Annotated in this window: 21 protein-coding genes and 3 pseudogenes; 10 read left to right on the forward strand and 14 right to left on the reverse strand. The window is 41.3% G+C overall.

The features are described from left to right. The first annotated feature begins 948 nt into the window (after positions 1-948). The 3 genes and pseudogenes from P4S61_RS10570 to P4S61_RS10580 all read left to right on the forward strand — a co-directional run bounded on the left by P4S61_RS10570 (position 949) and on the right by P4S61_RS10580 (position 4,577). Positions 949-1,824 (forward strand): NTP transferase domain-containing protein, encoded by an 876-nt coding sequence (locus tag P4S61_RS10570; RefSeq protein ID WP_337118256.1) that lies wholly within the window; start codon positions 949-951, stop codon positions 1,822-1,824. 49 nt (positions 1,825-1,873) lie between these two features. Further along, on the forward strand, positions 1,874-2,947 hold the full coding sequence (locus tag P4S61_RS10575) for a phosphotransferase enzyme family protein (RefSeq protein ID WP_149980682.1): 1,074 nt from the start codon (positions 1,874-1,876) through the stop codon (positions 2,945-2,947). A 260-nt stretch (positions 2,948-3,207) separates the two neighbouring features. Further along, positions 3,208-4,577 (forward strand): annotated as a pseudogene (locus P4S61_RS10580) (Gfo/Idh/MocA family protein). Between the two features lie 754 nt (positions 4,578-5,331). Here P4S61_RS10580 and yjgA read toward each other — a convergent pair. Then, positions 5,332-5,829, reverse strand: coding sequence for a ribosome biogenesis factor YjgA (yjgA, locus tag P4S61_RS10585; RefSeq protein ID WP_337118899.1), 498 nt, complete (start codon positions 5,827-5,829; stop codon positions 5,332-5,334). Between the two features lie 436 nt (positions 5,830-6,265). Here yjgA and pmbA point away from each other — a divergent pair, with 436 nt between their 5' ends. The 3 genes from pmbA to P4S61_RS10600 all read left to right on the forward strand — a co-directional run bounded on the left by pmbA (position 6,266) and on the right by P4S61_RS10600 (position 8,581). Then, positions 6,266-7,615 (forward strand): metalloprotease PmbA, encoded by a 1,350-nt coding sequence (gene pmbA, locus P4S61_RS10590; protein ID WP_145236716.1) that lies wholly within the window; start codon positions 6,266-6,268, stop codon positions 7,613-7,615. 200 nt (positions 7,616-7,815) lie between these two features. Further along, positions 7,816-8,232: a VOC family protein gene (locus tag P4S61_RS10595; RefSeq protein WP_145236719.1), complete on the forward strand. Its 417-nt coding sequence runs from the start codon at positions 7,816-7,818 to the stop codon at positions 8,230-8,232. A 190-nt stretch (positions 8,233-8,422) separates the two neighbouring features. Then, a complete protein-coding gene (locus P4S61_RS10600; RefSeq protein WP_182732385.1) occupies positions 8,423-8,581 on the forward strand; it encodes a hypothetical protein in 159 nt (52 codons plus the stop codon). Between the two features lie 37 nt (positions 8,582-8,618). On the opposite strand, the gene P4S61_RS10605 is transcribed toward P4S61_RS10600, so the two are convergent. Then, positions 8,619-9,275, reverse strand: a complete 657-nt coding sequence (locus P4S61_RS10605; RefSeq protein WP_145236722.1) for a LiaF domain-containing protein — start codon at positions 9,273-9,275, stop codon at positions 8,619-8,621. A 342-nt stretch (positions 9,276-9,617) separates the two neighbouring features. On the opposite strand from P4S61_RS10605, the gene P4S61_RS10610 reads away from it, so the two are divergent. From P4S61_RS10610 to P4S61_RS10625, 4 genes are all read left to right on the forward strand, one after another. Next, positions 9,618-10,181, forward strand: coding sequence for a BON domain-containing protein (locus P4S61_RS10610; RefSeq protein ID WP_145236725.1), 564 nt, complete (start codon positions 9,618-9,620; stop codon positions 10,179-10,181). Positions 10,182-10,245: 64 nt separating this feature from the next. Continuing rightward, on the forward strand, positions 10,246-10,404 hold the full coding sequence (locus tag P4S61_RS10615) for a YqaE/Pmp3 family membrane protein (RefSeq protein ID WP_064667813.1): 159 nt from the start codon (positions 10,246-10,248) through the stop codon (positions 10,402-10,404). 58 nt (positions 10,405-10,462) lie between these two features. Next, positions 10,463-10,597 (forward strand): hypothetical protein, encoded by a 135-nt coding sequence (locus tag P4S61_RS10620; protein WP_259397404.1) that lies wholly within the window; start codon positions 10,463-10,465, stop codon positions 10,595-10,597. Between the two features lie 374 nt (positions 10,598-10,971). Further along, positions 10,972-11,094: a hypothetical protein gene (locus P4S61_RS10625; protein ID WP_259399602.1), complete on the forward strand. Its 123-nt coding sequence runs from the start codon at positions 10,972-10,974 to the stop codon at positions 11,092-11,094. A gap of 526 nt (positions 11,095-11,620) precedes the next feature. On the opposite strand, the gene mgtE is transcribed toward P4S61_RS10625, so the two are convergent. From mgtE to P4S61_RS10685, 12 genes and pseudogenes are all read right to left on the reverse strand, one after another. Further along, a complete protein-coding gene (mgtE, locus tag P4S61_RS10630) occupies positions 11,621-12,979 on the reverse strand; it encodes a magnesium transporter (protein ID WP_145236729.1) in 1,359 nt (452 codons plus the stop codon). Positions 12,980-13,103: 124 nt separating this feature from the next. Continuing rightward, complete coding sequence (locus tag P4S61_RS10635) at positions 13,104-13,376, reverse strand: HPr family phosphocarrier protein (protein ID WP_337118257.1); 273 nt, start codon at positions 13,374-13,376, stop codon at positions 13,104-13,106. A 28-nt stretch (positions 13,377-13,404) separates the two neighbouring features. After that, the gene (gene rapZ, locus P4S61_RS10640; RefSeq protein ID WP_145236732.1) at positions 13,405-14,247 is read right to left on the reverse strand and encodes an RNase adapter RapZ; all 843 of its coding nucleotides are present in this window, start codon (positions 14,245-14,247) and stop codon (positions 13,405-13,407) included. A gap of 188 nt (positions 14,248-14,435) precedes the next feature. Continuing rightward, entirely contained in the window at positions 14,436-14,888 is a 453-nt protein-coding gene (gene ptsN / locus P4S61_RS10645) for a PTS IIA-like nitrogen regulatory protein PtsN (RefSeq protein WP_145236736.1), read from the reverse strand. 4 nt (positions 14,889-14,892) lie between these two features. After that, complete coding sequence (gene hpf, locus P4S61_RS10650) at positions 14,893-15,180, reverse strand: ribosome hibernation promoting factor (RefSeq protein WP_145236739.1); 288 nt, start codon at positions 15,178-15,180, stop codon at positions 14,893-14,895. 28 nt (positions 15,181-15,208) lie between these two features. Further along, positions 15,209-16,703: pseudogene (locus P4S61_RS10655) on the reverse strand (RNA polymerase factor sigma-54). Between the two features lie 66 nt (positions 16,704-16,769). Further along, positions 16,770-17,495, reverse strand: coding sequence for an LPS export ABC transporter ATP-binding protein (gene lptB / locus P4S61_RS10660; protein ID WP_145236746.1), 726 nt, complete (start codon positions 17,493-17,495; stop codon positions 16,770-16,772). Further along, positions 17,492-18,025 carry a lipopolysaccharide transport periplasmic protein LptA gene (lptA, locus tag P4S61_RS10665; RefSeq protein WP_145236749.1) on the reverse strand — a complete coding sequence of 178 codons (534 nt, stop codon included), beginning with the start codon at positions 18,023-18,025 and terminating at the stop codon, positions 17,492-17,494. The genes lptB and lptA overlap by 4 nt, the downstream gene beginning before the upstream one ends. Further along, a complete protein-coding gene (gene lptC / locus P4S61_RS10670; protein WP_145236752.1) occupies positions 18,015-18,569 on the reverse strand; it encodes an LPS export ABC transporter periplasmic protein LptC in 555 nt (184 codons plus the stop codon). Before lptC ends, lptA begins: the two co-directional genes overlap by 11 nt. After that, positions 18,566-19,117, reverse strand: a complete 552-nt coding sequence (gene kdsC, locus P4S61_RS10675) for a 3-deoxy-manno-octulosonate-8-phosphatase KdsC (protein ID WP_145236755.1) — start codon at positions 19,115-19,117, stop codon at positions 18,566-18,568. Before kdsC ends, lptC begins: the two co-directional genes overlap by 4 nt. Continuing rightward, a pseudogene (locus tag P4S61_RS10680) lies at positions 19,117-20,089 on the reverse strand (KpsF/GutQ family sugar-phosphate isomerase). The gene kdsC and the pseudogene P4S61_RS10680 overlap by 1 nt, the downstream one beginning before the upstream one ends. A 25-nt stretch (positions 20,090-20,114) precedes the next feature. Beyond that, a complete protein-coding gene (locus P4S61_RS10685) occupies positions 20,115-21,086 on the reverse strand; it encodes a calcium/sodium antiporter (RefSeq protein ID WP_182732387.1) in 972 nt (323 codons plus the stop codon). Positions 21,087-21,286: the final 200 nt, after the last annotated feature.

Here is a 21,286-nt window from a genome sequence, read left to right on the forward strand (position 1 = left end):
GCTAGGTGCTAGGGAAGTGACTAGGAGCGCGTTGCTCGAAGCCCATGGCATTTACCCTCATTGTCTTCTCTTTGTGCGTCAGCAAGATTAACGCCTACGGTGTTAAAGTTTACTTTGATGTGTAATTAATCACTTGTAGGCGAGTGGCTTGCCACCGCGTTTCAAAATGTGGCTCGGAGTTTGTGCGTCAGCAAGCTCAACGCCTACGGGTGTTAAATTTTACTCTGATGTTTAATTAATTACTTGTAGGCGAGTGGCTTGCCACCGCGTTTCAAAATGTGGCGTGGTGTTTATGCGTCAGCAAGCTTAACGCCTACGGGAGTTAAGTTGTACTTTGATGTTTAATTAATCACTTGTAGGCGAGTGGCTTGCCACCGCATTTTAAATGTGGAACGGTGTTTGTGCGTCAGCAAGCTCAACGCCTACGGGAGTTAAGTTGTACTTTGATGTTTTAATTAATCACTTGTAGGCGAGTGGCTTGCCACTGCGTTTTAAATGTGGCTCGGAGTTTGTGCGTCAGTAAGCTTAACGCCTACGGGTGTTAACGTTTATCTCGGTGTTAAATCACTTGTAGGCGAGTGGCTTGCCACCGCGTTTCAAAATGTGGTGTTTTGCGTCAGCAAGCTCAACGCCTACGGTGTTAAATTTTACTTTGATGTTTAATTAATTACCTGTAGGCGAGTGGCTTGCCACCGCGTTTCAAAATGTGATGTGGTGTTTTTGCGTCAGCAAGCTTAACGCCTACGGTGTTAAAGTTTACTTTGATGTTTAATTAATTACTTGTAGGCGAGTGGCTTGCCACCGCGAAAGGTTAAAAAAGGTACTGGATGCTAGGGAAGTGACTAGGTGCTAGGCTAGAATCTATCCCCTAAAACCTAGCTCCGATAGCTAGATCTGGCGGTTGAAACTGGTAAACTCAGCTTTATTAAACGTTAAAGCTGATTAAAAATGAAAAAACATCATCTAAGTTTAGTCGTCCTCGCGGGTGGCTTGGGTACTCGCTTTGGTGGCAATAAACAAATCGCTGAGATTGCTGGGTTGGGTTGTACCATTATGGAGTTGAGTATTGCTGATGCTGTTGCCGCAGGAGTAACTCAGGTTGTATTAGTGATCAATCAGGCTGTGCGCAGCGAGATTGAGCAAGTGATTTTACCGCGCTTACCAACGGGGATTGATGTTGTGTTGGTTGAACAACGCATTGATTTAGTGCCAGAACAATTCCAATTACTAGCACAACAGCGAAGTAAGCCTTGGGGCACCAGGCATGCTTTATTATGCGCTAAAGATCATGTTCATAACCCAGCGATCGTCATCACAGCCGATGATTATTATGGCGCGTCGTCATTTTTATTACTCGCTGAACATTTTAAAAACCTGACTAGTTGGGCTATGGTGGGTTACCCAATTATTGATACTTTGTCAGATCAAGGTGGGGTGAATAGAGGCGTATGCCAAGTTAAAAATAACCAATTAATTGATGTTGTTGAATATTTAAATATTCAGCACGAGAACGGTCAAATAATGGGTGACAATCCGCAGGGGCTCCGTGAGCAAATTGCCGTGGATGCGTTGGCATCAATGAGTTTTTGGGCAATTACGCCAACATTTTTTGACCGCTTAGAAGCAGGCTTTGACGAGTTTCTGCAAAAGTATGACAACGGTGTCAGAATGGAGTATTATTTACCCGATCAAGTTCAACAAGCGATCACATCTAATCAACAAATAGTTACCATATATACCGCAAAAGAGTCGTGGTATGGAGTGACTTATAAATCAGAATTACAGGATGTTACAGGTAAATTATATGAATTACGTCACGGATGAACTAGCCCCGATCTTGCCTTTTCCAGGGCACAACAATAGCGAAGTAAGTATGAAGTCAAATTCCATTGCGGTTTACTTGTCTGAGAGTTTTGGTCTTGGTAGTGAAAAAATCAGCATGAAGCCAATTGGTAGTGGTCACATAAATAGCACTATGCTATTAACTGCACCAAAAAAATCATTAGTTGTTCAAAAACTAAATACCGAGGTTTTTCCTGAACCAGATATGTTAGTTAAAAATGCTCGTTTAATTGAACGTCATTTAACTAAAAAACGTCAATTAGGCGAGTATGATTTAGCAATCATCCGCCATGTTCCTACAGTTGAAAATAACTATTTAGTTGATTGTGATAACGGTGTTTGGCGCGCACTCGAATTTATTGGCGGCAGTTATAGTGAAGATGTAGTTTTAAATACTTCACAAGCGCAAACTGCAGCCAATGCATTTGGTCAATTTGCTGTTGCTTTAGAAGATTTTGATGCCAAGCAACTACATCATGTTATTCCTGATTTTCATAATTTAGCGATGCGCGCTGAAAAGCTCAAAGCTGTGGTTGCAAAAGATCCACAGCAGCGCTTAGCCAGCTGCCAAGCTGACGTTGATTTTTGTTTCGCGCAATTTGGCTTAATTGATGAGCTTAAAGCATTGACGGGCATTGTACCGGTTCGACCATGTCATAATGATACTAAAATTAATAATATGCTGTTTTGTAATACATCAAATGATGCCAAAGCAGTGATTGATTTAGACACCTGTATGCCTGGTTATTGGTTGTATGATTTTGGTGATATGGTGCGTACTTTTTGCTCTCCTGAACAAGAAGATTCAACGGATTTAGCTAATGTATGTGTGCGTGAAGAGATTTTTGCAGCGGTAGTCAAAGGTTATGTAGAGCCTTTGAAAGACTTGATTACCGAACAAGAAAAACAAAGCTTTTGGTTAGGCACTAAAGTAATGACCTTTATGATTGGCCTACGTTTTTTAACTGATTACATTGACGGTGATCATTATTTTTCAATCAAGCATGCTAACCATAACTTAGAACGTGCGCAAAATCAGTTTGCTTTATATCGTGATATTCTCGCAAAAAAAACCACGCTTAAAGCTATTTTAAGAGATGTGTGATAAAGGTTAAAGGTTAAAGGTACTAGGGAAGTTACTAGGGCCTAGAGCCTATAACCTAGTACCTATGTTTTAAAGCGTAGGCGCGGCTTATAAAATTCATGGCTAAAGCCATTTCCTACATCGTCGATTGAGATTGGTTAAATACCAAGGGTTAAGGTTAATTCTAACTCCTTCTTTTCCTATGCTATCCATCCCCATCTGCTTTACCTCCCAAGCTGTTTTAGGTAAGTTAAAACTAGATTAGTTCTAGGATAATAATAATGAAGCAGTTTAATCGTCGAGATTTTTTAAAAGCCGCGAGTGCTACGGCAGCGGCTAGTGTGATTTCAGGATGTGCCACGGGTACTCAAAGTGGCGTTATTACTCCCCCAGCGCAAGGGCGCTCTGTAATTGGCCTTGTCGCGCCAAAAATGGATGTAGTACGGGTTGGGTTTATAGGCTTAGGGCAGCGTGGTTTTGGCCACGTAAAGCGTATGAGTCATATTGCTGGTACAGAAATTAAAGCAATATGTGATACCCATGACGAAGTATTACAGCGTTCAGCTAACTACCTCACTGACAAAGGGTTGGCTAAGCCTGCACTTTATACTGGCGCCGATAATGCCTATCAAGCAATGCTTAATCGCGATGATATTGATATTGTGATTATTTCTACGCCATGGTCGTGGCATGCACCGATGGCAATCGATACCATGAATAGTGGCAAGCATGCTTTTGTTGAAGTGCCATTAGCATTGACGGTTGAAGAAATGTGGCAACTAGTTGATACCGCTGAGCGCACGCAAAAGAACTGTATGATGATGGAAAATGTCAACTATGGTCGTGATGAGTTAATGGTATTGAATATGGTTCGCCAAGGCGTGTTTGGTGAGCTGCTACATGGTGAGGCGGCGTATATTCATGAATTACGTTGGCAAATGAAAGAAGTGGAGCATAAAACTGGTTCTTGGCGTACCGCTTGGCATGCAAAACGAAACGGTAATTTGTATCCAACGCACGGTTTAGGCCCTGTGTCACAATATATGAATATTAATCGCGGCGATCGGTTTGATTTTTAACCTCGATGAGTTCACCTGCACTGGGCCGTAGCGGCTATGCAAAGAAAGAATTTCCAGCCGGTCATCAACGTAATCAGCTTAATTATATTGCTGGCGATATGAATACCACGCTTATCAAAACAGTAAAAGGGCGCAGTATTATGGTTCAACATGATACCACTACGCCACGGCCGTACTCGCGCCATAATTTAATTCAAGGCACTAACGGTGTGTTTGCCGGTTTTCCAAATCGTATTGCGCTGGAAGATGGTGGTTCGAAGAGCTTCCATGAGTGGGATTACGAAATGGCTGATTGGTATAAAAAATACGACCACCCACTGTGGACCAAAATGGGCGAAGAGGCAGAGCGTAACGGCGGCCATGGCGGCATGGACTTCTTAATGTTTTGGCGGATGATTTATTGTTTACGTAATGGTGAGGCGCTTGATCAAGATGTTTACGACGGCGCTGCTTGGTCTGTTATATCGCCGCTGTCGGCACAGTCAGTTAGTAATCGTAGTGCGTCAATTGATATTCCTGATTTTACCCGTGGTGCATGGCAAAGTGCCAAACCGCTAGGAATAGTTGGTTAAATGCTAAGAGCTGCGCGAGGCAAACTCGCGCATATTGTGTTTTTGCGTCAGCAAGCATAACGCCTACGGGTGTTAAAGTTTTAAATTTACTTTGATGTTTAATTAATTACCTGTAGGCGAGTGGCTTGCCACCGCGTTTTGAAATGTGGAGTGGTGTTGGTGCGTCAGCAAGCTCAACGCCTACGGTGTTAAGGTTTATCTTGGTGTTAAATTTACTTTGATGTTTAATTAATTACCTGTAGGCGAGTGGCTTGCCACCGCGTTTTTAAATGTGGCGTGGTATTTGTGCGTCAGCAAGCTCAACGCCTACGGTGTTAAATTTTACTTTGATGCTTAATTAATTACTTGTAGGCGAGTGGCTTGCCACCGCGTTTTTAAATGTGGCGTGGTATTTGTGCGTCAGCAAGCTCAACGCCTACGGTGTTAAATTTTACTTTGATGCTTAATTAATTACTTGTAGGCGAGTGGCTTGCCACCGCGTTTTGAAATGTGCTCTGGTGTTTTTGCGTCAGCAAGCTCAACGCCTACGGTGTTAAATTTTACTTTGATGCTTAATTAATTACTTGTAGGCGAGTGGCTTGCCATCGCGTTTTAAATGTGGAGTGGTGTTGGTGCGTCAGCAAGCTTAACGCCTACGGTGTTTTAATTTGCTGCGAGGGAGGCGCTACTGCTTACTAAACGGTAACTGCCTATAAATAGCGGGTGTTTATACCCAGACTGAATATAGGCAATTTATTACTACACTAAATGTAGCTTATCGCATTATGCTTTCTTTAAGGTACTGAAATAGCTCTTTATAGCCTTTAGCTGGCTTTTCAATTTTTACTTCTTTTGCCGCATTACGCACCAATTGACGTAACTTTTGACGATCAATAGTCGGGTATTGCTCAATGGTTTGATTGACTAAATCATCACCTTGGGCAATTAAATCATCGCGTAATTGCTCAATCTTTTTAATCATCACTTCGGCTTGATTATTTTTATTCAACATAATGTCGATAATAGCGTTGATCTCTTCGATATTCTCAACGGTACGCAAAGTTTTTGCGATGTAATTTAAGTGACGACGATATGCATCACTTTTGTTACTGATTTTGTCTGCAACAACCATTGCCGCTTTTAAATCGTCATTTAAGGGTAAGCGCTCGCGCTGTTTTTTCCCCATTTTGGCAATTTCAGCACCTAACTGATGAAACTCTTGCGCTTCGCGCTTTAGCTCACTTTTTGATATATAGATAATTTCTTCTTCAATTTCAGCAGGCTTGCCTTTTTCTTCGCCATGGGGTACTCATATGATAACGTTAACTGCAGTCATTATACCCAAACCACCTCAAGATGCGAGCGTCGTTGGAGTTAAAAGCGATTTAGGCAAGGCATTGATTGCAAGTAATAGTGGTTCTATTGTTAAAATCAATAACGCAGTATAAATCGCTTTTAAACCAACCCGTTGGGCGTTTCACAGGCACTTACTCTCATCGTTGTTACTTCTTAAAAGGGACTGCCATTCTTGCAAAGTAACGCCTTGATATTAAGCCCCTGTGAAACGCTGAATTCTGTATCTTGAGGTGGCTTGGGTATATACGTGATTCTTTTAATGATTAATATTAGCTGATGCAATGCAGTGAGTGTGTTAGCATTTAAGTATTATGATTGCGCATGCAAAACGCTCCAAGCTCAGGACTAAAAATATGAAAAGCCAACAGCAAGATCCTATTTATACTCAAATTTCTCAAATAAAAGATGCCGTTGCAGAGGTTTTAGAACACGCGAAAAAACTCGGTGCTACTGGCGCTGAAGCGGCGATGTCGAGCACCTCAGGTTTATCAGTTAGTACCCGCATGGGTGAAGTCGAGACCATTGAATTTAACCAAGATGGTGGGCTGGGGATCAGTGTGTACGTTGGTAATCACAAAGGCTCTGCGTCAACAGCTGATTTAAACCCCAAAACACTGCGTACAGTGGTAGAGAAAGCCATTGATATCGCCAAGTTTACTTCAGATGATCCACATAATGGCGTAGCCGATAAAGACCTACTTGAATTTGCTCCGCTTGATTTGGATTTATACCACCCGTGGGATGTCAGCCCTGAGCAGGGCATTGAATTGTGTCATGCTGCAGAGCAAGCAGCGCTTAATGCCGATGCGCGTATTGTTAATTCAGATGGCGCCAGTTTTTCATCGCATCAAGGTTTACGTGTGTATGGTAATAGCCATGGTCTTATCACAGGTTACCCGCGTACTCGCCACAGCATTAGTACTATGGTGATTGGTAAAGATGGTGAGCAAATGCAGCGAGATTCAGCTTATACCGTAGCGCGAGACCAAGCTGGTTTGAAAGATGCTGCGGCAGTAGGTTTAGAGGCTGCGAGTGAAACTCTTGCTAAGCTCAATAGCAAAAAATTAGGTACCATGAAAGTCCCAGTTGTTTTTCGTGCAGATATAGCTAATTCATTGTTTGGTCACTTGGTGTCTGCAATAGGTGGTGGTGCGCTGTATCGTAAATCGAGCTTTTTGTTGGATAGCCTTGGCACGCAAGTATTTAATAAGTGCGTTAATATTTCAGAGCGCCCGCATATTTTAAAAGGTTTAGCGTCTTCACCATTCGATAGTGAAGGGGTAAAAACTATCGACCGTGAAATCATTCAAGGCGGTGATCTGCAAACTTACTTATTAGCGAGCTACGCAGCCCGAAAAATGAATATGACACCTACCGGTCATGCTGGTGGTATTCATAACTGGTTAGTTGAACAAACTCATGCTGACTTAGCTGCGTTGTTAAAAACGATGGGCACCGGTTTATTGGTCACTGAGTTAATGGGCCAAGGCGTTAATACCGTAACAGGTGATTACTCGCGTGGTGCTGCCGGTTTTTGGGTTGAGAATGGCGAAATACAATACCCTGTAAGCGAAATTACCATCGCTGGTAAACTGCAAGATATGTTTAAAGGCATTAGTGGCATAGGCGGTGACATAGAGCGCCGTGGTGGAATTCAGACCGGTTCGGTATTGATTGAACAAATGCAGATTGCGGGAAGCTAGGTTAAAGCTATAAGTTTTAATTTGCGTAGGCGCGGCATTATACCGCGCTGTTTTATTTAGACGTTAGATGGAGCTAGTCTCTGCCTTTAGCCTTTAACCTAGTACCTTTCAATTATTAAATCTTTTATAAAAAACACTTTACCTCAACGTTGCTTGAGGTTTTATTGTGGCTTTAATTACTTAAATAAAGGAATTTAATTATGTATTTAGAGCATGTAAATTTGGTAGTCGATGATGTTGAAGCTATGCTGCACTTTTATAAGGCGGCTTTTCCGTACTGGTCTATAAGAAGTCAAGGCGAAGGGGAGTGGTACGGTAAACCACGAAAATGGTTACACTTTGGCGATGATTTTCAGTATTTAGCATTGAGTGATCATGGTGAACAACATAACCGTGACTTAACCGGACATCAAGTTGGCTTAGCGCACTTTGCTTATGTTACGAATAATATTGCTGCAGTAATTTCGCGTTTAGAAAGCGCTGGTTACAGTATTGATAAGCCAGGTGCGGTAAATCCCTTTCGTAAAAATGTGTATTTTATTGACCCCGCAGGGTTTGAAATAGAGTTTGTTGAATATTTAAGTGACATTCCTAGTGAGCGTAATAATGATTTATAACATTAGTTTCGCGTCAGCAAGCTTAACGCCTACAGATGTTAACGTTAATCTCAGTGTTTAATTAATCACTTGTACGAGTGGCTTGCCACCGCGTTTTAAATGTGGCTCGGAGTTTGTGCGTCAGCAAGCTTAACGCCTACGGGTGTTAACGTTAGTCTCAGTGTTTAATTACTCACTGTAGGCGAGTGGTTTGCCACCGCGTTTTGAAATGTACTCTGGTGTTTGTGCGCCAGCAAGCTCAACGCCTACGGGTTTTAACGTTTATCTCGGTGTTAAATTACTTGTAGGCGAGTGGCTTGCCACCGCGATATTCAATATTGTTTCGGTGTTTTCGCGTCAGCAAGCTTAACGCCTACGGGTGTTAAGCTTTAACTGTGTTTTATCCATTAATGTTTATTGATATCTTGCCAACTGGTTTTAAGGCTGTTGGCGAATGAGACAAACTTTTCTTTAATGGTGCGCTTAATTTTAATTTCCACAGAGCCCAGAATAACTTTTCCTTCGATAGTAATGGTTGGCCCTTGGTGTTTATTCAGTGACACTGATTTGTTTTCAACACTACCAATAATACTGAACAGTTTTGATACAACATTGACGTGTTCTGGCACATAAATTTCATCATTGCCTAGTAAGCAATTGACATGGATGGTGATATTTTGATGCTGAAATATGGCGTCAGTGAAATCAAGTTCAATAGATCCAAGTAAGTTCGTCAGGTGGATTTCTTTTGGTACTACCCATTGCCCACTGCGCTCGTTTGATCCTAAGATACTTCGCAAGTGCAATGTTTCATCGCTGCTTTTATTACTATAGTTTGGGCTAAACTGCGCACGTTTTTCCCACTGGTAATTACTATCGGTTGTTAATTCTAGGTCACTTACCAAATCAATTAAGCTTTGGTTATCTTTCGCAGCCATTGCCTGATCTAATCGACGCTCAAAAGCATCAGCTGAAATAACAGCATGACTGTAGTTATATATTAATTGATCAATAACTTGTTCACGCACTTGCTCAATTGGGCGATCTTCTAATTTTACAGTCATGATGTATTCCTTATAAGTGATGCTGTTGGTGTATTTTACGATTGTCAGTACTGCAATAGTTAAAGCAAAGCTTAGGCCATTTATTAATTAGCTTAGTAATCAATAATTTAAATTTATTTTCGTTAGGTGCGTTTGTTATATTAACGACAGATTAACGAATAATGCTATTAAATGGTTAATTTTGCAACGACCAGAATAAATTACCGAGCAGTCTGTAAATAATTACCAAGACTAAAGCTAGTGCTATATGAAATTAAGTTTAAGCGATTGATTTTAAATGTTTTAAAAGTTGGCTTGATGTTCGCATTAATCATATTGTCTTTAATCAAAAGGAGAAAGATTATGAAAACATTTAACAAATCTATTATTGCAGCGTTAGTTCTTGGTACAACCGCTATGGGTGCTCAAGCAAATAGCTGGGAAAATGAAAGTAAAGATGCTTGGATTGATGGTAAGGCAGAAACGGTTCTGTTAATGAACACTAACTTAAACAACTTTGACATTAACACTGATGTAAAAAATGGCAAGGTTGTACTAACTGGTAAAGTTGAAAGTGAGCTTGATAAAGAGTTAGCGGAAGAGCTTATCTTAAGTCTAGATGGTGTAACTGATGTGGATAACGAGCTAACGGTCGTTAAAAACACGGATACAAAAAGCAAGAAGATGAAATCAGATAGCACAGAAAGTGATTTAACGGATGCTAAAATTACTACCGTTATTACAACACGCTATTTGTTTAATTCTGAAGTAGGCGGTACGGATATTGACGTAGATACCGATAAAGGTGTGGTAACGCTAAATGGTACTGTTGGTTCGGATGCTGAAAAACAGCTAGCGGTGAAAATTGCTAAGAATGCCGAAGATGTTCGCGATGTAGTTGATAACTTAACTATTGTAGCTGAATAATCTATAAGCCACGAATGCCCAGTTATGCTGGGCTTTTTTATACAAATTTCAGGGAGTGAGAGTCATGGATTTAATACGAATTATATTTTCAGTGCTTATTCCACCACTTGGTGTATTTTTACAAGTTGGTTTAGGTGCTCAATTTTGGATTAATATTTTGTTAACATTACTAGGGTATATTCCTGGTCTAATACATGCAATTTATATAATCGCGCGTCGTTAGAGTCACAGTGTTAAATATAACAAGGATGAACAGCCAATAGATGGCAAGGAGTAACATTATGGATAACGTATTAAGGAAAAACCAACAAGGGATCGTAAAAAGCGCAAAGCCACTTTGGACGGCACAACAATGGAAGGAGCTAATGAATAGCGCATCAAGGAGCGAAGTAAAAGCAGCAAGGAATGGGCTTTAAATATCAGAGTATATAAATATCAAATACTAGAAGGATTTTGCTAGGATGTTATATATCAAAATTATAAGTGCATGTTGTTATTTTAATTAAGAACATCCACTTATAATCTTCCCCAAGAATGTTTAACCTCTCATTTTATTATAGTCATAGACTGGTCGATCACCGCGTTTTGAAATGTGCCCTGGTGTTTTTGCGTCAGCAAGCTTAACGCCTACGGGTGTTAACGTTAATCTCAGTGTTTAATTACTCACTGTAGGCGAGTGGCTTGCCACCGCGTTTTGAAATGTGCTCTGGTGTTCTTGCGTCAGCAAGCTCAACGCCTACGGGTGTTAACGTTAATCTCAGTGTTTAATTACTCACTGTAGGCGAGTGGCTTGCCACCGCGTTTTGAAATGTGCTCTGGTATTGGTGCGTCAGCAAGCTTAACGCCTACGGGTGTTAACGTTTATCTCGGTGTTAAATCACTTGTAGGCGAGTGGCTTGCCACTGCGTTTTAAATGTGGCTCGGAGTTTGTGCGTCAGTAAGCTCAACGCCTACGGTGTTAAAGTTTATCTCGGTGTTAAATTTACTTTGATGTTTAATTAATTACTTGTAGGCGAGTGGCTTGCCACCGCGTTTTAAATGTGGCTCGGAGTTTGTACGTCAGCAAGCTTAACGCCTACGGGTGTTAACGTTTATCTCGGTGTTAAATCACTTGTAGGCGAGTGGCTTGCCACTGCGTTTTAAATGTGGCTCGGAGTTTGTGCGTCAGTAAGCTTAACGCCTACGGGTGTTAACGTTTATCTCGGTGTTAAATCACTTGTAGGCGAGTGGCTTGCCACCGCGAAAAGATTAAAGGTGCTAGGAAGACAAAGGTACTAGGTGCTAGGGAAGTGACTAGGACCTAGAGCCTAAAACCTAGCTCCGATGTTTAAAGCGTAGGCGGGGCTTTATGCCGCGCGGTTGATAACATTGATGGCTAAAGCCATTTCCTACATTACGATGTAAACCTAGAACCTAGAACCTAGAACCTCTATTTCTATCTACACCAACAACCATGTCGCAGTGCCTAGGAAGGCGAATATACCTACAATATCGGTTACGGTTGTCAGTACCACGCTGCCAGCTAATGCAGGATCAATTTTCATTTTTTTCAATAGCAGCGGAATACTGGCACCGGCGATACCTGCGGCTACTAAGTTCATAAACATGGCAAAGGCGAGTACGCCGCCAAGCTTAAAGTCCCATTGCCAAATAGCAACAACACCGGCAATTAAAATAGACCAAACAATCCCGTTTATTGCGCCGATTGCAAGCTCTTTGATCAGTAAAAAGCGTTGGTTAGTTTGGTTGATATGACCCACTGCAATACCACGTATTACGAGTGTTAATGTTTGGCTGCCCGCAACACCACCCATGGATGGCACTATACCGTTGAGTACTGCTAGAATAGGTAAAATTGCTAAAGTGTTTTCAAAGAAGCTTGCCACAATCGCAGCAAGTAGCGCGGTTAACAAGTTAACGCCAAGCCAAATTGAGCGCTTTTTCGAACTTTTTAACACCGGAGCAAAGGTATCTTCTTCATCATCAAGACCGGCTAGGCTTAATAAGCTATGCTCGGCGTCTTCACGGATAACGTCAACGATATCATCGATGGTGATACGGCCAAGTAGATGGTCATTATCATCAACCACTGGGGCTGATATCCAGTTATGACGTTCAAACAGTTGTGCTACATCGGTTTCATCCATCGAAATGAGGATAGATTCACAATCTTCATCCATTAAGTCGCGAATGATTTTATCTGGCGAGTTAGTCAACAAGGTCGTTAACGACATGGCACCTATAAAGCAGTTATGTTTATCAACAACATAAAGATCATCGGTACCTTCTGGTAGCTCACCACGTAAACGTAAGTAGCGCAGTACTACGTCGATAGTGACATCAGGGCGGATGGTCACTGTATCGGTGTTCATCAGCGCGCCAGCAGAGCGCTCTTGATAAGAGAGTGCTTGAGTTGCACGTTCTCGATCTTGGCTGTCCATGGCACTAACAACGTCTTTGTAGACGGTATCAGGTAGGCTACGTAGTACTTCCCCTAGATCATCGTGACTCATGTCCTCAGTTGCCGCAGCGATGTGCTTCGGCTCCATTTGGGCAATGATCCCTAAACGAACATCTTCTGATAGTTCTTCAAGTACGTCACCTTGTACATCTGGATCAACCAGTTGCCATAATAAGGTACGAATCTTATGCGGGGATGACTCGAGTAATAATGCGGTGTCACACGGAGCTGTTTTTGCCAACATACGCCTTACTTGAACAAATTGACCACTGTTAAGTGACTTGGTCACTTGTTTTAGTTGTTGTAGTGGGTAATCTTGTTCAAAAGCTTCTGGCATTGGCGTCCTTAAAAAATTAATACACTTGATAGGTAGGGTAACTGTTGTTGATAATTAACGCGCTTGGTCTGTTTAATTAACGACTTTATTCAGTTTAACGCAATTTAGTGGTACTGACTACGAGCTATTCTTGTTCGTTAAAGCGTTGTGCGATCAACTCACCAATTGCTGCAAGAGCAGGTTCAGCGTCCAGGCCCTCACATACAACTTTAACTTCTTTGCCTTGGCTACTTTCTAATAGCATTAAGCCCAGTACGCTGTCGCCTGCGGCTTGTTTGTCATCTTGATGAAGTGTGATGCTGGCATCAAACTGCACAGCTAATTGCGCTAATACGCTGGCTGCGCGAGCATGTAAACCGAGTTTGTTTTTTATTAAAAATGTATCTTCTAAGCGCATCAACATTCCTTACTGTAAACGTGAGTTGTTATTCTTGTTCACGATGGCGAATTTTCACATTACTGTGGCTCATCGAGAAGCTTTCACCTATAGTTTGCGCTAGATAAACTGAGCGATGTTGACCACCGGTGCAACCAATAGCAATTGTTAAGTAACTGCGGTTATTACGTTCTAAGTGCGGTAACCAAGTTTGTACAAAGGTTTGGATCTGCCAAGTGAATTTTTGCACGATACTGTGACTGGCTAAATAATCTTTTACTGGTTGATCCAGGCCTGTGAGCGGTTTTAACTCAGGCTCCCAGTGTGGATTAGGTAAAAAACGTGCATCAAATACATAATCGGCTTCTTTTGGAATACCATGCTTAAAACCAAATGATTCAAAGGTGATGATTAGTTTTTTATCTTTTTTCCCTAAAATCTTTTCACGGATTGACTCAGCAAGCTGGTGGACACTGAGATCTGTGGTATCAAGCATGAAATCAGCACGAGTAGTTAATACATCAAGCAACACTTTTTCTTGCTTGATGGCTAAATCCAGTGGCAAAGAGTCCAAAGATAATGGATGTAAGCGCCGAGTTTCAGAAAATCGTTTGATCAGGGTTTGATCATCACTGTCTAAATAAAATAGCGTCGGATTTGCAAAACCAGGCAAGTATTCAAGAATGTCGTTAAATTCTTCCTGCTCTTTCGGTAAATTACGAACATCGATACTGACGGCTATTTTGTCGTAATTATCAGAGACACTGCGTACTAATGACGGTAATAAGTTAACTGGAATATTATCTACACAATAATAGCCAAGATCTTCTACTACACGTAAAGCAACAGATTTACCTGAGCCAGAACGCCCACTGATGATGATTAACTCCATGTAAATTCTCCTTCATTTAATACCAATTTTATTAAAAACATGCTCATTCTTGCTTGTTAAATAACCCACTAACTTTGTTTAAAATTATTTATATAGAACAACTATATCTCATAATTTCCACCTTGTTCTAGAGCTATTTCCCTGTTGCAATAATTACTCTCTAATTCAATACAATACAATTGGTATGACTACGATTGAGCTGCAATTACATGATACAAATCTTGGTCTGTTTTTGCGCTACGTAGTTGTTTACAAAAATCTTTGTTATTGAGTTTATCAGCAATTGTGGCTAACGTCTTCAAATGAAGTTGGCTGTCACCATCTGGTACGATGAGGGCTACAAATATATCAACTGGGCGATTATCAATCGCATCAAAATCAACCGGTGATTCACTCACTAAAATTATTGCTAGCGGGTTTTCAACACCACTCATACGGCCATGAGGGATAGCAATACCACGACCAATACCGGTACTACCTAGTTTCTCTCTCGATAGTAGTGCGTTGAGGATTTCTTGTTGTGATAGCTGAGGGAGTTGTTCATGAGCCAATTGGCTTATAAATTCAATGATCCGTTTTTTGCTATTAAAAAGGACCGCAGCTTTACTGCAGTCCTGACAAATAAGTGAGCTTAATTTCATAGTGTTAGTGTCGAGCGTGCTTCTCTTTGTGTTTAATTACTTGACGATCAAGTTTATCGATTAGTCCGTCAATAGCTGCATACATGTCTTGGTGCTCAGTCGAGGCAAATAATTCAGCGCCACTGACATGTAATGTGGCCTCTGCTTTTTGGCTTAGTTTCTCTACATCAAGAATAACATGGACATTATTGATATGATCAAAATGCCTTTCAAGCTTGGCAAACTTATTGTTTACATAGTCTCTTAATGAATCAGTAATTTCTACGTGACGACCAGTTAAATTTAGTTGCATAAGCATTTTCCTCTTGTGATTTTACGCCTTAAATCAAACTTTTACGTTGATTTGACGGTGGAATAGCCAGTGACTCGCGGTATTTTGCAATAGTCCGTCTAGCTACTTTGATACCTTGCTCTGCCAATATATCTGCAATCTTACTATCACTCAATGGTTTCGCTGAGTTTTCTGCACTGATCAATTTTCTGATCAATGCTCGAATAGCTGTCGAAGAGCATTCGCCGCCGTTCTCAGTGCTTACATGACTTGAGAAAAAATACTTTAACTCAAAAATACCACGGGGGTATGCATGTACTTTTGTGTCGTTACGCGAGAGATTGTTGATTCGTGCATCTCAACCATTTCAGCAACGTCGTTTAGTACCATAGGTCGCATTGCTTCAGGGCCATGCTCAAAGAATCCCTGCTGTTGTTTTACAATGCAGTTAGTTACTTTGAGTAACGTCTCGTTACGACTTTCTAGGCTTTTAATAAACCATTTAGCTTCTTGCAAATGCGAACGTATAAATTGGCTGTCAGTGCTTGATTTTACTGAGCGTGACATTGCCGCATATTGGCTGTTCACTCTAATTTTTGGCATGCTGTCTGGATTAAGTTCAACCACCCAGCGACCTTTAATTTTTTCACCGAAACATCAGGTATAACATACTCTGACTCTTCGCGTACTATAGTATCCGCAGGCTTTGGGTTAAGGCTGTGGATCAGTGTCATTACTTCTTTCAGCTCATCTTCTTTAAGCTTAGTCTTTTTCATCAAAGTGCGATAGTCACGACTAGCTAATAAATCGATATGATCAGTTAAAATCATTTTAGTCTCGCTAATCCAAGGAGTTGCAGGATCAAATTGATTTAATTGAATACATAAACATTCTTGTAGGCTGCGCGCAGCAATACCAACAGGGTCAAATAACTGAATGCGTTTTAACACTGCTTGCACTTCGTCGAGTTCGATTTCTTCTTCGTTATTACCTTGATTTAAGCTCTCTGCGATGTCTTCGCAGCTCAAGGTTAAAATACCTGAATCGTCAACAGCTTCAACAATCGCAATGGCAATGGCTTCATCGGTTGGACTAAAAGGTGTGAGCTGTAATTGCCACATCAGATATTCGTGCAGGGTTTCAGTTGAAGCACCTTGATAAATTGACTCATCTTCAGGCATTGGGCCGGATGACGTATTTGGCGCAGCACTCATGTATTCGTCCCAGGTGACGTCCATAGCCATTTCGTCACTTAAAGTCTCTTTGCTTAATGCTTCGCTACTTTCTTGTTCATATTCGCTGGGCTTGTCGTCTGCTGATGCACTAACGGTTAAGTCATCGTTGTCTTGTTTTTGTTCGTTTTTACCAGCCGTGTCGTCTGAATATTCATGCTCTTCTAGCTCTAACAATGGATTGCTGTCGAGTGCTTCTTGAATTTCTTGCTGGAGATCCAATGTACTGAGTTGCAATAAGCGAATTGCTTGTTGCAGCTGTGGTGTCATTGTAAGTTGCTGGCCCATGCGCAGCTGGAGTGATTGCCTCATGTATCTCTAACAATCCTTTTATTGTTATCATCGTTAAGTCTAGCAGATACTTAGCCGAGCGTGGCTTTATAGCCTAAATTGCTCGCCCAGGTAAACATCGCGGACTGTTTGGTCGGCAAGTACATGCTCAGGGGTACCTGATGCAATTAACTCCCCATGAGAAACTATGTAGGCTTTTTCACAAACATCAAGGGTTTCTCGTACATTGTGGTCGGTAATAAGTACGCCAATACCACGGTTTTTAAGGTGTTCAATAATCTTCTTTATATCTAACACTGAAATAGGATCAACGCCAGCAAAAGGCTCATCAAGTAAGATAAATTTTGGATTTGCGGCTAAAGCGCGTGCAATTTCAACTCGACGACGTTCACCACCAGATAATGCCATACCTTGGCTGTCGCGAATATGTTGAATGCTAAACTCATCAAGTAAGCTGTCTAGTGCTTCTTCTCTGGCTTGTTTATTCAGCTCTTTACGAGTTTCTAAAATAGCCATCAGGTTTTGATAAACAGTTAACTTACGAAAGATGGATGATTCTTGTGGTAAGTAGCCAATCCCTAACCGTGCGCGACTGTGCATTGGCAGTAAAGTGATGTCATTATCATCAATACTTATTTTACCCTTGTCGCTAGGTACTAAACCCACAATCATATAAAAAGTGGTGGTTTTACCTGCGCCATTAGGACCCAGTAAGCCAACAATGCTGCCTGCGCTAACTTCTAAACCCACGCTTTTTACAACTTGGCGACCTTTATAGCTTTTTGCTAAAAATTCAGCTTTTAATATACTCATGGCTGCCCTTTAGGTTTGTCTTTTTTACTGTCAACAGGTACCAAAATAGTGTGTACGCGATCGTTTGAGCTTGCGCCTTTTTCAGCACTGATCAGCTGTTGGTCCATATCATAGGTAATGCTTTTGGCATTAATTTTTTGACCTGCTTGAGTGACTTGTGCATTACCAATTAACGTTAAATAGCGCTTGGCGACATCGTAACGGACTTCATCAGCACTGGCGCTCATTATTGTGCCATCAGTTTGTTTTTCTTCAAAGTAAGCAGGGTTACCAGTTGCAACAAGCAATTGTTTGTTATTGCCTAAATCTTCGCGCTTATGGACTTCAAGTCGATCCGCTTTGATACGGCGGTTACCATGAATGATTTCAACATTTTTTTCAAAAATACCGATATTATCTTTCAGTTGGGCAAGCTGCTTTTCAGCACTGATAGAGACTTGATCCGCAGGTGGTGCCGTATTTTCAGCAAAGCTTGCAAAGGCAATGAATAAGCTTGGTATCACAAGCAAGTGAGCAAATTTATTGGTCATAATATATGGTTCGCGTATGGTTAATTAGTTCTACCACTTCGGCTTTTAAGTCGGCATGGAGGCCGCGCCCAGTGATCTTTAAATTTGGTCCGATTAATTCAACTGGTTGTTCTGAACTCATGGTTTGTAGTTCAATATCAACCTGAATATTATCTGCGTTTATATGTTCAATCATGGCATTATTGGTCAGGTTTTTAGCAACCACATTACCTTCTAAAATTAATTGATGATTTTCATATAGGGTGGCTTCATCGGCATTAATTTGCCACGTTTGCTGTTGATTATAGAGTGTAAAAATAGGTTGTTCAAAGTAAGTAAACCCTAACTGTTGGTAAAGTTCCATTTTTGCAGCTGTTACTTTGTGGCTAATTTTACCTTGTTCATCAAACGCGGTTTGTTTTAATGCCACCGCAGTATAATCAGGTTTTGCTATTATATCTTCTTGGTTTTGTTTTATGGCAGTGCTTTGATAAAAATACGGATACCACAGCCATACCATACAGCCGACAAATAATACGCATAATATTAAACGCGCACTATTCATGAGCTTGTGCCTTCGCTAGTTAATGATTTACCATTTTCGAGCATTAATAAATCAGTGAGTTCACGCACCGCTCCAAAACCACCAGGGAGCATGGTTGTATAATGTGAAACTCGCTTGATCAAAGGGTGAGCATCATTTACTGCCACCGCAAAACCAACTAATTCCATTACCGGCAAGTCAGGTCCGTCATCGCCTATGTAAGCGATTTGTTCATCGCTTAACTGCAATTTATCTTTGAGCTGTTGATAAGCTTGCAACTTGTTTTCTTGACCTTGGTAAATATGCGGTACTGTCAGGCTAGTCATCCGTTGCTGAACTATCTGTGAATGACGACCGGTGATCACGGCAACTTCAAAACCGCTATTGATCAGTGCTTTGATACCAAAACCATCTTTAGTATTAAACGCTTTGAGTTCTTCACCTTGATTGCCAAGATAAATGCGGCCATCTGAAAACACCCCATCGATATCACAGATCAGGAGTTTGATTTTTTGTGCTCGCTCGCTCGCATCATCTGAAAGTGGCTGATATAAGTCAGCAAACTGCATTATAAAACTCCTGCTTTGAGCAAATCTTGCATATTAAGAGCACCAATAGGGTGGTGTTTATCATCAACTACAATTAAGCCATTGATACGCTTATTCTCCATAATATTGAGTGCCTCGGCGGCAAGCATATCCGCGGTTGCTGTAGTGCAAGAGCGGGTCATGACAGTGCTGATCAAAGTGCTATGAATATCTATTCGTTGCTCTAAAATTCGGCGTAAATCACCGTCAGTAAAAAGCCCTGCAAGTTGCCCTGTGTCATCAACAATGGCCGTCATACCTAAGCCCTTGGCCGACATTTCGATTAATGCATCTTTGATACATTGCTTATCATTGATCATAGGCGTTGCTGGGCCACTGTGCATAATATCTTTTAAACACAATAGTAAACGTTTGCCTAAGCTTCCCCCAGGATGCGATAGCGCAAAGTCATCGGCAGTAAAGCCTCGGGTTTCTAACAGAGCAACGGCTATTGCATCACCCATCGCAAGCGTTGCAGTCGTGCTCCGCAGTCGGGGCGAGTCCTAATGGGCAGGCCTCTTGACTTACTTTGATGCATACATGAGCATCAGCCCAATTTGCCATTGATGATTCAGGGTTACCTGTCATGGCGATCATTTTTGCGCCAATACGTTTAATAACCGGAATAATATTCAGTACTTCGCTGGTTTCGCCTGAGTTAGAAATAAGCATAACCACGTCATCACGAGTGATCATCCCTAAATCACCATGACTTGCTTCACCCGGATGGACAAAAAACGCAGGCGTGCCAGTGCTTGCCAGTGTTGCAGCAATTTTATTACCAATATGCCCAGATTTCCCCATACCGACTACTATGATCCTTCCGTGACATTGATACATCAATTGGCAAGCTTGATTAAAGTTTTCGTCTAGATATTGGGTTATATCAAGCAGTGCTTGGCGCTCTATTTCTAGCACCCGCTTACCTTGTTCAATAAAATTTAACTGCGTCATTGTGTTATCCATTTTGTGGCTAGCATTAAGCAACTTGGCTGAAAATATAACCTTGATAGATTAAAAACGCGACCAATAACAGGCCACCTTCAACTCTATTAATGCGTCTTGTGCCCCTAAAACTCAAGGACATAGCAATAAGGGCTATGGTGGCACCAATCATTATTAAGGCATCACGGTTTGCAGCTGAAGGATCAATAATTGAAGGGTTGATAATCCCAGCCAGTGGCAACACAGCTAAAATGTTAAAGATATTTGAGCCAACAATATTACCCAGTGCTAAATCATCTTCGTTTTTTAATACCCCAGCAATACAGGCTGCCAGCTCAGGCAGACTGGTGCCAATAGCAATAATGGTTAACCCTATTACTAAATCACTTAGGCCAAAGTATTTGGCTATATCAACTGCTGAGCCAACTAAAAAATGTGAGCTGACAGGCAGTAATATCATACCAATAATTAACCAAAATAAAGCCGATTTGGTGGGCACGTTATCTGGTACGTCTTCACAGGCTTCACTTACAAATGGGTCATCAGCTTGGTTTTTAGCGCGAATAGAAATAATAACTAAGCCCGCAATAAAGACCACAAAGCCTATGATTAATGCAACGCCCTCAGCAAATGAAAAGTAGTTATCCGAAAATATATACCAGGCGGCGATTGACACTAGCAGCACAAGCGGCATTTCGCGTTTTAATGTCATTGATGATACTGATAGTGGGCGCAATAGCGCGGTAATACCTAAAACAAGTAGAATATTAGTAATATTTGAGCCAACGGCATTACCCACGGCAGTGTCAGTTTTACCTGCAAGCGCAGCTGATGCTGAGACCATCATTTCAGGGGCTGACGAGCCCATAGCAACAACTGTTAAACCAACAATAAGAGTAGGAACACCGAAATTTTTTGCCAGTGCCGCAGCACCATATACAAAGCGATCTGCACTCCAAACGAGAGCTGCAAATCCGAGAATTAAAATGACAAAAGAAGTCACCATTACGTTACGCCAATTATTCAAAATGAGATGGCTGCAAATAGTAACAAAAGCCAACCTGAAAGTATAAATAAAAGAATCTGCGAAGCTTGTTAGATTATGGACTGATTTGGACTGAGAAAAATTATTTAAGCGACGGTTAAGCCAACGGCTGTAAGCTTTGCAGCGCTATTACATAGAATATTACAAAATTTTACGATTTG

It is taken from the genome of Pseudoalteromonas sp. B160, assembly GCF_037162485.1.
GTDB lineage: Bacteria > Pseudomonadota > Gammaproteobacteria > Enterobacterales > Alteromonadaceae > Pseudoalteromonas > Pseudoalteromonas rhizosphaerae.

Bases quoted from the DNA above. Each gene is read 5' to 3' on its own strand.
- P4S61_RS10570 (WP_337118256.1), top strand. From the start codon at position 949: ATGAAAAAACATCATCTAAGTTTAGTCGTCCTCGCGGGTGGCTTGGGT.
- P4S61_RS10575 (WP_149980682.1), top strand. From the start codon at position 1,874: ATGAAGTCAAATTCCATTGCGGTTTACTTGTCTGAGAGTTTTGGTCTT.
- pmbA (WP_145236716.1), top strand. From the start codon at position 6,266: ATGAAAAGCCAACAGCAAGATCCTATTTATACTCAAATTTCTCAAATA.
- P4S61_RS10595 (WP_145236719.1), top strand. From the start codon at position 7,816: ATGTATTTAGAGCATGTAAATTTGGTAGTCGATGATGTTGAAGCTATG.
- P4S61_RS10605 (WP_145236722.1), bottom strand. From the start codon at position 9,275: ATGACTGTAAAATTAGAAGATCGCCCAATTGAGCAAGTGCGTGAACAA.
- P4S61_RS10610 (WP_145236725.1), top strand. From the start codon at position 9,618: ATGAAAACATTTAACAAATCTATTATTGCAGCGTTAGTTCTTGGTACA.
- P4S61_RS10615 (WP_064667813.1), top strand. From the start codon at position 10,246: ATGGATTTAATACGAATTATATTTTCAGTGCTTATTCCACCACTTGGT.
- P4S61_RS10620 (WP_259397404.1), top strand. From the start codon at position 10,463: ATGGATAACGTATTAAGGAAAAACCAACAAGGGATCGTAAAAAGCGCA.
- mgtE (WP_145236729.1), bottom strand. From the start codon at position 12,979: ATGCCAGAAGCTTTTGAACAAGATTACCCACTACAACAACTAAAACAA.
- P4S61_RS10635 (WP_337118257.1), bottom strand. From the start codon at position 13,376: ATGCGCTTAGAAGATACATTTTTAATAAAAAACAAACTCGGTTTACAT.
- rapZ (WP_145236732.1), bottom strand. From the start codon at position 14,247: ATGGAGTTAATCATCATCAGTGGGCGTTCTGGCTCAGGTAAATCTGTT.
- ptsN (WP_145236736.1), bottom strand. From the start codon at position 14,888: ATGAAATTAAGCTCACTTATTTGTCAGGACTGCAGTAAAGCTGCGGTC.
- hpf (WP_145236739.1), bottom strand. From the start codon at position 15,180: ATGCAACTAAATTTAACTGGTCGTCACGTAGAAATTACTGATTCATTA.
- lptB (WP_145236746.1), bottom strand. From the start codon at position 17,495: ATGAGTATATTAAAAGCTGAATTTTTAGCAAAAAGCTATAAAGGTCGC.
- lptA (WP_145236749.1), bottom strand. From the start codon at position 18,025: ATGACCAATAAATTTGCTCACTTGCTTGTGATACCAAGCTTATTCATT.
- lptC (WP_145236752.1), bottom strand. From the start codon at position 18,569: ATGAATAGTGCGCGTTTAATATTATGCGTATTATTTGTCGGCTGTATG.
- kdsC (WP_145236755.1), bottom strand. From the start codon at position 19,117: ATGCAGTTTGCTGACTTATATCAGCCACTTTCAGATGATGCGAGCGAG.
- P4S61_RS10685 (WP_182732387.1), bottom strand. From the start codon at position 21,086: ATGGTGACTTCTTTTGTCATTTTAATTCTCGGATTTGCAGCTCTCGTT.